This window comes from Candidatus Eisenbacteria bacterium (assembly GCA_013140805.1).
In the GTDB taxonomy this organism is placed as follows: Bacteria; Eisenbacteria; RBG-16-71-46; order RBG-16-71-46; family RBG-16-71-46; genus JABFRW01.
On the sequence record JABFRW010000194.1, the window covers coordinates 1 to 13,739 of the forward strand.

The following is a 13,739-nucleotide window of genomic DNA, read 5'->3' on the forward strand; positions in this document are numbered from 1 at the left end:
GCGCTCGCACTCGCGACGGCCGCCGCGGGTTTCGCGGGCGCCGCGGCCTCTTCGCCGCCGCTCAGCCGCGCGATCTCGGTCCCCACCAACACCGTCGTGCCTTCCTTGATCAGGATCTCGCTCAGCACGCCATCGGCCGGTGACGGGATCTCGACGTTGATCTTGTCGGTCTGGATCTCGACCAGCGGCTCTTCCTTACGTACGCGGTCACCGGCGTTCTTGAGCCAGCGCGAGACCGTCCCCTCGGCGACGCTTTCACCGAGCTGCGGGACGACGATCGAGATCGCCATTGCGGTTCCTCCGGCTCTCGTGTGCGAGAGCGATCGTGTCGAGTCTAGGCGCCCGCGCGCGCGGCCTGGCGGCGTGCGAGCCTGAGTCTGCGGCGTTCCTGTGCGCGCGCGTGCTCGGCGCGTTCGTCATCGCTCTCGAGTGTCAGTGTCGGCACCGGTGCCGGCCGATGGGTCACCGGATCGAGCGCCACGAAGGTGACGAACGCGGTGGCCGTGTGACGCCGCTCCCCGCTCAACAGATCCTCCGACTCGACGTCCACCCGGATCTCCATGCTGCTGCGGTCCACCAGCGTGATGTGTGCGTGAATCAGTGCCAGCTGCCCGATGTTGATCGGCGCTTCGAACGACATCTCGTCGAATGCCGCGGTCACCACCGGGCGACGCGAGTGTCGGTTGGCCACCACCGCCGCCGCCAGGTCGATCCAGTGCATGACCGTTCCGCCGAGCAGCGTGCCGTGCACGTTCGCGTGCTGGGGCAGGACCAGCTGCGTCATCTCGGTCGCGGAGTCGCGCACGGTGCGGGCATCGCGGTTCCGATCGGTGGTCGCGGGCAGGTTCATCCTCCGGAAGGTCGTGACCAGGGCCGCAATTGCCGGGCCCCGCGTTCAGGCGGCGAAACGCGCGGATTATAGGGAGCGGCCGTGGGACCGACAAACACGACGGCCGGGCTCCCGTAGGGGCCCGGCCGTGTGGAGAAGCGGTTTCGAACTACTGCAGCAACACGGCGCGCGCGATCTGCGACGCGTCGTCGGTCTTGAGTCGCAGGAAGTACATCCCGGCGCCGAGCGCGTTCTTGCCCGAGCGGTTCCAGTCACGCTGGTAGGTGCCCGCCGGCAGGTAACCCTTGAAGATCTCGCCCACACGACGACCCGAGACGTCGAAGACGCCGATGTCGACGTTCGTGCCCTTCGGCAGCGCGAACGTGAGACGCGGGTTACGCGACGGGTTCGGGCCGACGGCGAAGCGCAGCTGCTGCACTTCTCCGGCGCCCACGCCGACGTTGAGGCCGTGATCGGCGATGTCCGCATCGTTGCGCGGCGAGATGCGGAACGGCCGCGTGCCTTCGCGGTAGTTCAGCAATCCGGTGACGGTGACGGTGTGAGCCGAATCCGGATCGAACGCGTACGAGCTGCTCTGGTTCGAGACCAGCATCGTGTCCGCGAACCCGGGTGCCGGCCCGGCGATGAAGAAGCCTTCGCCCGGGAGCCGGTCCTCGGTGATCCGCGCGTACTGCACGCGCACCAGCATGCCTTCGTAGTCCTCGCCATTGGTGAGCGACTGCGCCACATCGCAGGTGGTGTCGCTGAGGACCGCGATCGTCTGAGTGCGCGGAGTCGGAATCACGCCGACACCCTCGTCCTTCAGGTACACGGTGGTGACGCCTTCGGTCAGCCCGCCCGGGACGCTCGTGCTGATGCCGTTGAACTCCTGCAGCTGTCCCGCGATCAGGTAACGGCGACCGACCGTGAGCGGTGACGGCGGAGCGAACACCGGCATGGCCGAACGCAGGTTCACGTTGTCCTCGTCGGCGAGGTAGTAGACCGTTCCGAAGGCCGCGACCACGGTACCGCGATAGGAAATGCGCGTACCGGAGCCGCCGGTGGCGAGGGCGAAGCGCGAGCGATCGGCACACGGAGCGCCGCCGAGCCCGGCTGCGTCCGGCAGCTGGAGCGTGCGAAGCGACATCACGCCGTTCGCGAAGCTGCGCGACTGAGGTGCCGGCATCTTGAGGCCCGCGGCCGAGCGGATATCGCTGGCAGTCACCGTCTCCGCGTCTCCATCGAAGAGTCCGTTCGAGACATTGAGCTGAACGAACTTGCCGGATCCGCCTTCGAGCGTTGCCGAGTTGATGGTTCCGAACGAGGCGAGCGAGTACTTCTGCACACTGTCGGCACTCGCCTGATTCAGATCACGATCGAACTGCAGACGGATGATGTTGTCCTCGATCGGATACGCGTCCACCAGGGTTGGCGGGGCCGAGGCGAACAGGTCCTCGGAGCCGCGCATCAGGATGCGGTACGAGGAGACTCCGCTGATGACCGCCTGGTGCATGACACCCTGAGCCGAGTCGATCACGGTACCGACGGCGAGCGCCGGAATATTCGAGAGCGAGAAGCCGTCGAGTGCCGCGGTGTCGCCGGGGAACGAAGCGTGCGACACGAGCATGGTGCGCGAGCCGACGCCGAGACCGGCAATACGGCCCACCACCAGCGGTCCACGGAGCTTGACCAGCATGCCTTCGTACGGCTCGCCGTTGGTGGCGAGTGCGGGCACCCAGTTGAACTGATCGACGTCACCGACATAGTAGCCCGGCACCGCTGCGGTTCCGGTCTCGAAGATGACGATGTCGTTGGTGCCCTGTCCATTGTCGTAGTCGGTCAGCTCGGTGAACGGGCCGGTGAACTCGAGCTTGCGACCGCTCACGCGCACCTGGCTTCCGAGCACCAGCCCGCCGTTCGAAAGCCCGGGCGACTCCGGCGTCACCGTGCTGAAGTAGTTGAAAGAACCGGTGAAGACCTGAACGCCCTGCCACGGTCCCGCCGTGCTGGTCTGAATCCAGAATGCGAACGGCGAGAAGTCCTTGTCGAAGGCGGTGACGGTGCCGGTCACGCCGGCCAGCGTGTCGCCGGACGCCGCCGCGCACGTGAAGGTGGTGTCCTGGATCTGACGGATCACCACCGAGTCCTCGCACGCACCACCCGGGCCGTCGGGGCCGGGCGGAAACTGCGTCGCCGAGGCGAGCATGGCGACCAGCAGCAGGCTGACCGTGCTCGCGATGAGGGTGAGAATTCGCTTCATGGAAGACCTCGCTAGCGTGATGGACGAGTGAATCGAGGGCGCTCGCGTACGAGCGAGCTCGATTCGGGCGGGGCGAATGAACGAGGGAAATGCGGCGGAGCGGGGCTGAAGCCTCCTTGGTTGTCAGGCACGATGCGATCAGCAAAACCGCTCAGGTTCGTCGCGGGAAGGATGCCCTTGTCAGGACGTGGTAAAAGGCTACCAGTGACGCCTCCCGCGCTCAAGGATTCCGAGGAAACTCCCGACTCCGAACCGGACCGTCCCGGCCGGAAGCGATTGCAGGACTTGCTACGGCCGCCCGCGGCGTGCGGAGCCACGCTGCGGTCGCGGCGGTGGCAATTGGGCGATCAGGGCGTCCAGGAATCGCGCCGCGTCGCCCTGATTGCCGCCGCTGGCGCCTCGCAGCGCGGTCGAGATCAGGATCGCCTGCCCGCCCGCGGGCTGCGGCGCCCGCACTCCGACCGGAAGATCGACGGTGTGGGGTTGCGAAAGGGTTCCGAGCCGAGCCCAGACCGCGACATGGTTCGTATCGCGGACCGCGAAGGCACGGAGGCCGGCGTAGTTCTGCGTCTGGCGCAGCACCGCGTTGTAGATCGAGCTGTTCAGCACCTTGCCGACCGAAATCCCCCAGTCGGCGGCACCGCCCGTCCCCTGACCGGTCGGGTGCACCAGCAACGAGTCGCAATCCAGGTAGTCGGTGAGAAACGCGGGCGAGAAGCAGCCGGCCGCACCTTCGCCCACCACGCTCGCGAAGCCCTCGAACAGGAAGGTCCCGCCGGCGTCGAGGTAGGCTTCGATGCCGCTCTGGTATTGCTGAATCACGGTCGAGGGCGTGGTGATGGTCGCGAAGCCGCGATACCAGAACACCGCGTCGTACAGGCTGAAGACGCGCTCCAGATCGATGGCGGAGCGGAAGGGATTGGTGAACTCGAGTCGCAGCAGCTCGAACGAACCGGGTGCCAGGTTGCGAGCGAGCGCGTTCACCCACAGCGAATCGGTGACCGACTGGGCGACGCCGGCTCCCGGCACGTCATCGATCAGGAGCACTCTCCCACGCTGCCGCAGCGTGTCCGGCACCGGGCGCCGCACGTACCACGACATGCTGTCGATGGTGCTCGCCCGCCCGCCGGCGTCGATCGCCTGCAGGTACAGGCGACGCGGGCCCGAGCGGTAGGCGCCGCCCTGCAGGAAGTCGGCACTCGGGAGCGAGAACCCGTTGCCCTGAAGCACCCGCGCGTTCGCCTCGTTGCCGTCGAGCCACAGTCGATACTGCAGCCGACTTGCCGCACCGTCGGGATCGACTCCGTTCCAGTTCACGGTCACCGCTGCGTAGCTGCTGTCGATGCTGCGAAGCGCGTTGGTGATGCGAACGGTCGGCGCCTCGTTCGTGAACGAGAACTGCTGCGAGGCCGGCGTCGGATCGAGCGCGCCCTGATCGTCGATCGCCCGCACTTCGAAGCGCGGCGTCGAAACGCCGGTCGGAGTCGGCACCGCGATCTGGCGATCGGTATCGGCGGTGCGGACCCAGGCCGAATCGGCCGGCCGCGCCGGGTCGAGCAACCGATACTCGTACGCTTCGACGAAGCCGTCCGAGTCGAGCCCGAGCCAGTACAGATGCACGTCGTAGACGACCTCGTGCGGCACGCCGTCGTTCGGATCGAACTGCACGAATAGCGTGGTCTCGGGCGATACGTTCGGCGACAACGTGGTCGCTGGAGAGCAGGCACCGAGCGCGAGCACGACCGCGAGCACCGCCGAGTGCGCGAGCCTCGCCACCGTCGAACGCGGCATCAGAACCCCTCCCGATCGGACTTCACGATCAGGAACTTGCCGAGCTGTCGCTCGCCGGTCTGCTTGTCTTCGACCGAGTACATGTAGAGCCCGGTCGCGGCCGCCTGTCCCTGTCGCGTGATCAGGTTCCAGGCATAGCTGCGACCCGACAGTCGAATGTCCTGCACGTCCAGTTCCCGACGCGGGTCGAACACTCCGCGTGCGTCGGTGCCGCGATAGGACGCGCCGTTGAAGTCGGTCTCGAATACCAGGTCACCGGCCAGGGTGTAGATCTTGATCGACGCGGTCGGCGGCAAGTTGGCGAACCACAGATAGTGATCGCGAACCAGCTGCCCCTGGTCCCAACGCGCCTCGACGCGATAGGGATTCGGGAACACCGTGACCTTGTCGCCCGCCACCTGTTCGCCGGGCGCCGGGCTCGGGATCGCCAGAAACTTGTTGTTGCGGCTGATGCCGCTCTCGAGCGAGCTGATGCGAACGTTGCCGAGGTCGAACGCCGTGACCGACACGAAGTACTTGAAGCCGTCGCGCAGATTCGGGATCTGGTAGCGATAGCGGTAAGTGCGCCCGTCGATCACCGTGTCGCGGCGAATCGCAGCGAAGCCGGTGTTGAAACCCGTGGTGTCGTGCGGCGCGGTGGTCTTGTCCCACTCCCCGATGCGATTCAGTTCGAGCCGTTCGTCGCCCAGGTACAACCGATAGCCCTCGAAATCCTGCGGCACCGGACTGGTCGGATCGATCGCCAGCTCGGAGGTGTCGTCCCAGTACACGTCCAGCGCCTCGTGGCGCGCGACCACCTTGATGTTCGGCGGCGGCGGCGGGATCGGAATGACGTAGTTGTTGTCGAACGCATCCTGCGCGAAGCGCGCGTGTTCCTGGATGTCCGCGACCTCGGCACCGCCGACCAGGGCGAAGTCCACCACGATGCTGTCGCCCGGATCGATCTGGCTGAACGGGCCGACCGCGAACAACGTGACCGGATCGCCGCCGGGCTGCAGCGAGTCACCGGCGACCGGCTGCAGCACTCCGGTGCTGATCAGCCCGTACTTCTCGACGTCCTCGTTGCGGAGGTTGCTGAACGGCTGGTAGTCCCAGCCCGAGAACGTGTAGCGCTTGATGGCGACCGTGTCCGCGGCACTTGCCTTCCAGCCCAGCAGCTTGGCACCCACCCAGTAGGGCGCGCGCTCGAGCTCGCAGGCGTCCGGAATCGGGAGCCGCGTGCAGTAGTGCTCGCGCATCATCGGCGGGATCGCCCGGATGGTGTCACCGCGCGCGACCGTGAGCGTGTCGTCGACGGCCAGCCACTTCTTGCGGAACCAGCCGCTCGGCGGCCACACCGCGGCGTCCTTCTTGGAACCACTCGCGAATTCGCCATAGAGCCCAACCCACACGTCCTTGAGCGGCGGGCCGTCGTTGCGGATCGTGTAGTGGAAGATGTTGACGTGCTGGTACTGGGAGAACGACCACGAGTAGTTCTCCTGCCGCACGATCAGGCCCATCGGCCGGTGGTCCTCGGAATTGTTGTCCGCACGCTTGGCCGGTCGATCGCTGAACGTCGAGATGACATCCAGCTCGCTCACCGCAGCCGGGTTGTAGTTGTCGTTCGCCAGCAGCGACGATCGCACCTGAAGCGCATTGCCGGCCGGCGTGAACTCGGTCGCACCCTGACTCGCGGTGCCCTGCGCGCCGTCGACCGCGGCGGTCGAAACGCCGGTGAACACCCCGACATCGTCGCGTGCGATCGCGCCGATCCAGAGCCCGCCGCGCACCAGATGTTCGTAACCGGCGCCGAGCGGGTACTCAAGCGACGGCGCGCGCGAAATGAAGTTGTTTCCGATGAAGCCGTAATTCGTGATGGTGACGCCGACCAGATTGCCGTCCATGACCCGGGCGCGGTAGGCGATCGAGTCGCTCGCGAGCACTTCGGCGGCGCGCGCGAAGGGCGGCGGAGTGGCGACGCGGTCCGCCGCGCCACGCTCGGCGGCATGCGACGGGGCCTGCAGCGCCGCAACCACGCAGGATGCGAGTGCGAGAAGTCGAACCGAACGCATCACGAGCGCCTCCGATAGCGGATGACCTGTCCGGCGCCGCGATCCGCGACGTAAGCCAGGTCTCCGTCGGCACCGACCGCGACCGGCCGCACGAGCGGAAGGCCGTAGGCATTCGGTTCCACGTCGACGCGCTGCACGTAGCTTCGCGTTGCGTCCTCGTAGCGAAGCACCTGTCCGCCGGCATCGGCGACGAAGAAGAATCCGGTCGGCTCGGCCGTCACGTCAACCGGCTCGGTCAGTGCGGGGGCTCCGAAGAAGTCCGTGGTGTGGTAGTAGCGATCGGTCCCGAGCGGGGTGGTGCCGTCGCGCACTTTTTCGGCCCTGAAATTTCCGAGGTCAGCCACGAACAAGGCGGGACCGGCAGTGCCGCTCCAGTGGATGCCGCGGGGCTCGACCACAGATCCGACGCCGGTGCCCTGGCGGATCTCGAATTCGGTGTCGCGATGCCACGAGCCCAGTGGCAGCACGCTCGGGTCGGACGTTCCGTCGCTTCGCAGACCCCGCACGTAGCGATGAACGCGGAACTCGAAGGTGCGCTCGAGCAAGCGCGGGTCGGTGGTCGGAAGCAGGATCACTGCGAGCCCGCTGATATAGACGCCGCCGCGGTCGTCGGCCGTGATGCCCTGCACGAACGACATCGTGGTGTCGGTGAATCCGCCCTGTGCGGCACCGAACAGATCGTGCTCGGAGACGCGCCAGAAATACTGGAGCTGGGTGATGCGCTGACCCCATCGACCGGTGGTGTCGCACGACTGCGTTGCCGGATTGAGTCGCGCCAGGCAGGTATCGCCCTGGTCGAGCACGAACACGGCGTTGTTGCCGACGCTGCGACCATTGTTGCCGACGCACAGCGCGACCGGGTTGAACAAGCCTGGAAACGGCTGGTCGACCGCGAGCCCGGTGGTGCGCGAATACTCGCGCACGCTGCCGCGTGGGGTCGTGCCGGCGCCTCCGGTGTTGAACAGCAGGAACAGCTGCGAACCGCTGCCCTGGGTGAGCAGGATGTCCTGGATGCCGTCCATGCCGGTCCAGGTCGCGAGCATCTGGTAGCTGCCGTCGGGCGGAATGGTGCGTCCGGTGCGCGCTTCGGTCGGCAGCTCGAACTGGGAGCCGCACCCGGTCAGTGCGGCCACCGCGACGATTGCCGCGAGGCGTGGAAGCACGAGCGCGCGCATCAGAACCTCCACCCGAGCGAGACACGATGGATCGAGCCGAGCGCGCCACCCTCGGTGAATGCGTAGTCGACATTCGCCTTCGCCGCGCCGATCTCCGCCACCACTCCAGCGCCGGCCGAGAACTTCAGTTCGTCGGCGTTGAAGTTGTACCCGGTTCTCAGCGACATGCGGCGCATCCACACCCACTCGAGCCCGGCCTTCACGATCTGTGCGTCGTCCGCGGGCTGATTCACTTCGAGGGCCGTGGTGAGCCGCTGCTGCGAATTCTCGATCGGCTCGAACGCCACGCCGTAGCGGAACATCAGGGGCGGATCGAAACCGTCGTAGCGCCGCACCTCGCCCGTCACCGGCGAAACGAAACTGCCGCCGTCGCCATCACCGCGTGGCCGAAGCTCCGAGCCGAAATTGCTGAGCGCGGTCGCGATGCGCACGCTGCCGTAGCCGAGGTAGTAGATCGAGCCGATGTCGACCAGCACCGCGGACGTGACCGGCCCGCCCACGTCGGCGCCGAGATCCTCGCGCACGTACTTGAGCCCCGCGCCGACCAGCAGCTTGTCGGTCCATCGCCGCGCGAACACCGCACCGACCACCATATCGGAGAAGAAGTAGGTACGACCGGTTCCGAACGGCCGCAGTTCGGTGGTCTCGTCGATCTCGGTCGAGAGCGCGCCGAACTGCAGTCCGATCGAGCCACCGAGCCGCGCGACCGGCATCACCAGCACCGCGTGCTCGTACTGGATGTCGGCCGGCCACGACGCGTGAGAGATCGCGAACTCGGTGCGCTGCATCGAGGCGATGCCGGCGGGATTCCAGTAGATCGCGGTCGGGTCGTTCGCGACTGCGACGAACGACTCGCCGAGCCCCACGGCGCGCGCACCGACGCCGATGCGGAGGAACGTGCCGGACGAGGTCCCGACCCGCTGATCTCCGAACGTGAACTGGGCGCGCGCTTCGGGCGCCAGCACGGAGACTGCGAGCAACAACGCGATCGAGATCGCGGCGCGGCGAAGGCTAGAAGTCATAGTCGAGCGACAGCCTCCACTGGCGTCCGCCGCCGTAGTTCGAGGGGTCCAGCACTTCCGAGATGAAGGTGTTCTCGTCGACGTCGAACACCTCGGGATCGTACTCCCCGACCCCCCACACACGCCCGTGCCCGGTGACCCGGTCGACGCGGTAGACGAGGCGATTGCTGAAGACGTTCGTTGCCGCCACGCTCACGTCGAGGCGTCGCGTTCCGAGCTTGAACCAGCGGTTGAAGCGCATGTCGACGGTGGTTTGGAACAGCGCATTCTTGGAGAACGGCTCCGCCGAAGGCTCGCCGAGCTCGTTGATCGGCGTGAACGGGCGACCCGACTGGCCCTGCAGGAACAGGTTGAGTCCCGACTGCTGCATCCAGGCGAGCAGCCGGGGCGTCTCCTGATCGAAGCGCATGTCGAAGCTCGCCGACAGCTTGTGCGGCCGATTCCAGCGCACGAACGTCTCCGACAGCCGCGTCTCCGCCGCATCACCGCCGTTCTGCTCGACGATCTTCTGCTCGTTCGGATCGCTGCTCTTTCCCTTGGTCTGCTGGAACGTGTACGAGAGCTTGCCCGACCAGTGATTGCTTCGGCGCTTCTCGAGCTCGATCTCGAAGCCCTTCGAGCGGGCGAAATGACCATTCAGATACACGAAGATGTCCACCAGCGTATCGCCCTGCTCGCGCAGGAACGAGGTCGCGACCGGATAGTCATAGACGTCCTTCACGAAGAACGTCGCGTTGATCGCTGCGGTCGGCAGGAACTGGTGCTTGGCTCCCAGCTCGTAGTTCACCGACACCTGCGGGTTCAGGTTCGGGTTGCCGAGCAGCGGGAACGCCTCGCTCGAAATCGAGCTGAGCTTGGAATACACGTAGCGATACGAAGGCAGCTGCGTGAAGCGTCCGTAGTTGAAGAAGAAGCTGCTGTTCTCGGTGATCGGATGCGCCACGATGATGCGGGGCGAGATCACCGATTTGTAGCGGCGGCCGAAGAAGCCGCGCGTGTCGTCGTAGAACGACTGGCGGGTCTCGGGGCTGATGTTCGGGTTCGAGGTGTCTGCGACGGCGCGCTCCGCTTCGCGACCCAGGAACCAGTAGTCGAGGCGCATGCCGATGTTGGCGGTGAAGCCCTCGTACTCGAGGCGGTCGCGCAGATACAGATTGCCGACCCACGGATGCACCTTCCAGAGGTCGTGCGAGCTGCCGAGGCCGTTCGAGTCGAACACCCACGGATCCTCGATCGTGAGGTACTGAACGCTCTGGGCCTGGTGCTCGAGACCGATCTCGAGCTCGTGCCGGCGCTGACGCTGCACGAGGCTCATCTGGAGGCCCCAGATATCGCTGCGGCGGTCCTGCCACACGTTGTCATCGCCGCTGTCGCGAAAGTAGTCCTCGCGCTGCGACGGGTCGGGGAGCGCCAGGTCGTCGGGCTCCTCGTACTGCAGCCAGTTCTTCGCCAGCACGTCGCGCCGCTGGGCCGAGAAGTAGCGCGAGAACTGGGTCTCGAAGAACCCGGTGGTCGACAGCGTACGGCGCCACTGCAACGCCGACTGCACGTTGTCTTCGAAGATCGTGCCCGCGTGCTCGATTCGATGCGCCCACTGCCACGGATAGGCGGGGTCGGCCTGGTCGCCCTGTGCGGTGATGAACGTGCGGCTGAAGCCCTGATCGATCGCAATGCGCTTGGAGTAGTCCAGGTTGACGCGGTCGCGCGTGTTCGGCTTCCAGGTGAGTCCGTAGCGCGCCGCCCAGCGGTTGTCGCTCGAAGGCGTGAAGAAGTCGCCATAGCGAAACTTCTTGCCGAGGAACGAGTCTTCGTAGCTCGATCGCAGTCGCGCGCGCGTGCCGGGCTCGAACACGCGCTCGAACAGGCCGACCGGCTCACCGCCCAGGTTGTAGTAGCGGGTATCGTAGAGCGAGCCCGAGACGTCGACGATCGACGACAGCTGACCCGGCAGCTTGAGACCGACCAGCCGGCTGAGCGGCCGGAGGATCGGATCGGGTCCGCCCGCCACGACCTGAAACGCGCGGCCTCCGTAGCTGCCGCTCGAGGTCGTGACGCCGCCTGAGAACGCATCCCCGCCCTGCTTGAGCTTGACCTCGACGATCCCGGACAGCGCGTTGCCGTATCGGACGTCGTAGGCGCCGGTCGCGACGTTCACCTCGGCCACCGACCGCGCATTCAACTGGCCGGCGGTCGACTGTCCGGTCACCAGATCGCGATTGGCGACGCCGTTCACGACGAACACCGTCTCGTCCGATCGACCGCCGCGCACGTGGATCTGATCGTTCTCGGTGTTGACTCCGGCCTGCTGCTGAAGCACCTCGCTGATGGTCTGAACCGGCAGATTACGGATCTCGCTCGCGCTCACGCTGCGGATCGTCGCGCCCTGCTTGACCTCGACCAGCCGGCGCTCGGCGCTCACCTCCACGACCTTCTCCTGCCGCACCACCACGTCCTCGAGCGCGAAGTGGACGACCGCCGACTTGCCGACCGCAACCACCACGCCAGCGCGCGTCTCGGGCTTATAGCCGAGGAATTGCACCTTCACGTCGTAGGTCCCGACCGGCAGACCCGACAGCACGAAGTTGCCTTCGGAGTCGGTCAGTCCGCCCTTCTGCACCGCCGGCACCGCGATCGAAGCGAACGGCAACGCGTGCCCGGTGCGCTTGTCGGTGACCCGGCCCGAGATCGAGCCACGCTCCTGCGCCACCGCGATCCCCGAGGCGCCGACGAGGGCCACGAGCGCGAGAATCAATGCGACGGCGAGTGGGGAGTGGGGTCGAGGGGCCTGGAGCATGGATGGAAGGGCGCTGGAAAGGGGCGTGGGTCCGGGACCCTAAGCCGTGGCGAATAGGGAATCAAGCTCCAGATCGCAGGCGCGGGGGGAGCGGCGCCTAGAACCCCGCCGTTCGGCGGTCGTACTCCTCGGGGTAGGCCTCCATGAACACCCGATCGATCTCGAGCGTCACCTCCCGCAGCGTGCGGGCCTTGTGCGCGTAAGGAAGGAAAGCGCTCTTGAAGCCGTTGATGATCACCCGCTTGATCTCGTAGGGCGACAACCGGAAGGTCTTGGCGGCGATGCCGATCTCCTCCGACACGGTGGTGGCCGAGATGAGCCGGCTGTCGGTGTTGAGCGTGACGCGCACCCCCTGGCGAAAGTAGAAGCCGAACGGGTGATCGGCGTAGCTCTTCGCGACCCGGGTCTGCACGTTCGAGGACAGGCACACTTCGAGCGGGATCCGATGATCGGTGACGTAGCGCATCAGGTCCGGATCCTCGAGCAGACGGGTGCCGTGACCGATGCGATGCGCGCCGCAGTAGTGCAGTGCCTGCGCGATGCTGGCCGATCCGAACGCCTCGCCCGCGTGCACCGTGCTGTTGATGTTGTGCTTGAGAATCAGCTGGAACGCCGAGCGGTGCGCCTTCGCCGGGTAGTCGCGTTCCTGACCGGCGAGATCGAACGCCAGCACGCCGCGCCCTTTGTAGGCGACGGCCAGCTCCGCGAGTTCGACCGAGCGGCGTGGCGCGAGCGAACGGATCCCGCACAGGATCACGCCGGTCGAAAGCCCGAAACGCACCCCGGCATCGCGCAGCCCCTCGATCACCGGATTCACGATGTCTTCGTAGGGCAGCTTCTTCTTGCGATGGAGCAGCGGCGAGTAACGCACCTCGAGGTGCCGGACGTTCTCGGACGCCGCATCCTCGGCGAGTTCGTAGGCGACGCGATACAACGCGTCGCGTTCCTGCAGGACGCTGAGCGTGAGGTCGAAGATCTTGAGGTAGTCGCCGAGATTGCGAGTCCGCTTGCCGGCCTCGAGCAACCGAGTGAGCTGTGGAATGTTTCGGGTCGGCAGTTTGACGCCCTGGGAATCGGCCAGCTCCAGCAGCGTGCGCGGGCGCAGGCAGCCGTCGAGGTGGCAGTGCAAGTCGGTCTTCGGCAGCTTGCGAATGATCTGCTGGCTGAGTCTCATGCGCCGCCGCCGCGGCCCGCCGGCGCTCCGCCGGGTCGCTGATCCGCACGCAGCGCGCTCTCGAGCGCCATGATCTTCTGCACCCGCCGCTCGTGCCGCCCGCCGCCGAACGGGGTGGTGAGAAACAACCGGGCGATCCGCGTGGCGAGTCCGCGATTGACGATGCCGGCACCGAGCGCCAGCACGTTCGCGTCGTTGTGCTCGCGAGCATTGAGCGCGGTGCGGTCGTCGTGACACAACGCGCAACGAACGCCGGCGATCTTGTTCGCCGCCATCGACGAGCCGATCCCGGCGCCGTCGATCACGATGCCTCGAGCACAGCGGCCGCTCGCCACCTCGCGACCCACCGCGGCCGCGAAGTCGGGGTAGTCCACCGCATCGGTCGAATGCGTTCCGCAGTCGACGACCTGCAGCGCCAGTTCGTCCTCGAGCGCGCGGATCAGCAGCTGCTTGAGCGGATAGCCGCCATGGTCGGCGCCGATCGCGACGCGGCGCTCGGGTGCCGCCGGCGGCGCGCCGGGAGCCGGTGTGGCGCTGCGTGCCGCGGGTGTCGGCGCACCGAGGGCGCGGTCCAGGGCATCGCGGACCAGCTGACGGACTTCCTCCTCAGGCGCGGCGGACATGGCGGGCAGTCTAGGGAGCG

General features: G+C 66.7%; 10 protein-coding genes. All 10 read right to left on the reverse strand.

Going from position 1 to position 13,739, the window contains the following annotated elements; translation table 11 throughout:
* Nucleotides 1-290: dihydrolipoamide succinyltransferase (locus tag HOP12_14720; GenBank protein ID NOT35395.1), on the reverse strand; the 290-nt coding region annotated here is incomplete at its 3' end.
* A gap of 44 nt (nucleotides 291-334) precedes the next feature.
* Complete coding sequence (locus HOP12_14725; GenBank protein NOT35396.1) at nucleotides 335-850, reverse strand: acyl-CoA thioesterase; 516 nt, start codon at nucleotides 848-850, stop codon at nucleotides 335-337.
* A gap of 148 nt (nucleotides 851-998) precedes the next feature.
* The gene (locus tag HOP12_14730; GenBank protein NOT35397.1) at nucleotides 999-3,089 is read right to left on the reverse strand and encodes a T9SS type A sorting domain-containing protein; all 2,091 of its coding nucleotides are present in this window, start codon (nucleotides 3,087-3,089) and stop codon (nucleotides 999-1,001) included.
* A 288-nt stretch (nucleotides 3,090-3,377) separates the two neighbouring features.
* The gene (locus HOP12_14735; GenBank protein ID NOT35398.1) at nucleotides 3,378-4,880 is read right to left on the reverse strand and encodes a hypothetical protein; all 1,503 of its coding nucleotides are present in this window, start codon (nucleotides 4,878-4,880) and stop codon (nucleotides 3,378-3,380) included.
* Nucleotides 4,880-6,934, reverse strand: a complete 2,055-nt coding sequence (locus HOP12_14740) for a hypothetical protein (GenBank protein ID NOT35399.1) — start codon at nucleotides 6,932-6,934, stop codon at nucleotides 4,880-4,882. Before HOP12_14740 ends, HOP12_14735 begins: the two co-directional genes overlap by 1 nt.
* Nucleotides 6,931-8,106, reverse strand: coding sequence for a hypothetical protein (locus HOP12_14745; GenBank protein ID NOT35400.1), 1,176 nt, complete (start codon nucleotides 8,104-8,106; stop codon nucleotides 6,931-6,933). The genes HOP12_14740 and HOP12_14745 overlap by 4 nt, the downstream gene beginning before the upstream one ends.
* Complete coding sequence (locus tag HOP12_14750; GenBank protein ID NOT35401.1) at nucleotides 8,106-9,128, reverse strand: PorV/PorQ family protein; 1,023 nt, start codon at nucleotides 9,126-9,128, stop codon at nucleotides 8,106-8,108. The genes HOP12_14745 and HOP12_14750 overlap by 1 nt, the downstream gene beginning before the upstream one ends.
* Nucleotides 9,118-11,865, reverse strand: a complete 2,748-nt coding sequence (locus HOP12_14755; GenBank protein NOT35402.1) for a TonB-dependent receptor — start codon at nucleotides 11,863-11,865, stop codon at nucleotides 9,118-9,120. Before HOP12_14755 ends, HOP12_14750 begins: the two co-directional genes overlap by 11 nt.
* A 154-nt stretch (nucleotides 11,866-12,019) precedes the next feature.
* A complete protein-coding gene (gene add, locus HOP12_14760) occupies nucleotides 12,020-13,096 on the reverse strand; it encodes an adenosine deaminase (GenBank protein ID NOT35403.1) in 1,077 nt (358 codons plus the stop codon).
* A complete protein-coding gene (gene rpiB, locus HOP12_14765) occupies nucleotides 13,093-13,719 on the reverse strand; it encodes a ribose 5-phosphate isomerase B (GenBank protein ID NOT35404.1) in 627 nt (208 codons plus the stop codon). The genes add and rpiB overlap by 4 nt, the downstream gene beginning before the upstream one ends.
* Between the last annotated feature and the right edge of the window lie 20 nt (nucleotides 13,720-13,739).

Coding starts and splice junctions, on each gene's coding strand:
- HOP12_14725 (NOT35396.1), bottom strand. CDS start 850: ATGAACCTGCCCGCGACCACCGATCGGAACCGCGATGCCCGCACCGTG.
- HOP12_14730 (NOT35397.1), bottom strand. CDS start 3,089: ATGAAGCGAATTCTCACCCTCATCGCGAGCACGGTCAGCCTGCTGCTG.
- HOP12_14735 (NOT35398.1), bottom strand. CDS start 4,880: ATGCCGCGTTCGACGGTGGCGAGGCTCGCGCACTCGGCGGTGCTCGCG.
- HOP12_14745 (NOT35400.1), bottom strand. CDS start 8,106: ATGCGCGCGCTCGTGCTTCCACGCCTCGCGGCAATCGTCGCGGTGGCC.
- HOP12_14750 (NOT35401.1), bottom strand. CDS start 9,128: ATGACTTCTAGCCTTCGCCGCGCCGCGATCTCGATCGCGTTGTTGCTC.
- add (NOT35403.1), bottom strand. CDS start 13,096: ATGAGACTCAGCCAGCAGATCATTCGCAAGCTGCCGAAGACCGACTTG.
- rpiB (NOT35404.1), bottom strand. CDS start 13,719: ATGTCCGCCGCGCCTGAGGAGGAAGTCCGTCAGCTGGTCCGCGATGCC.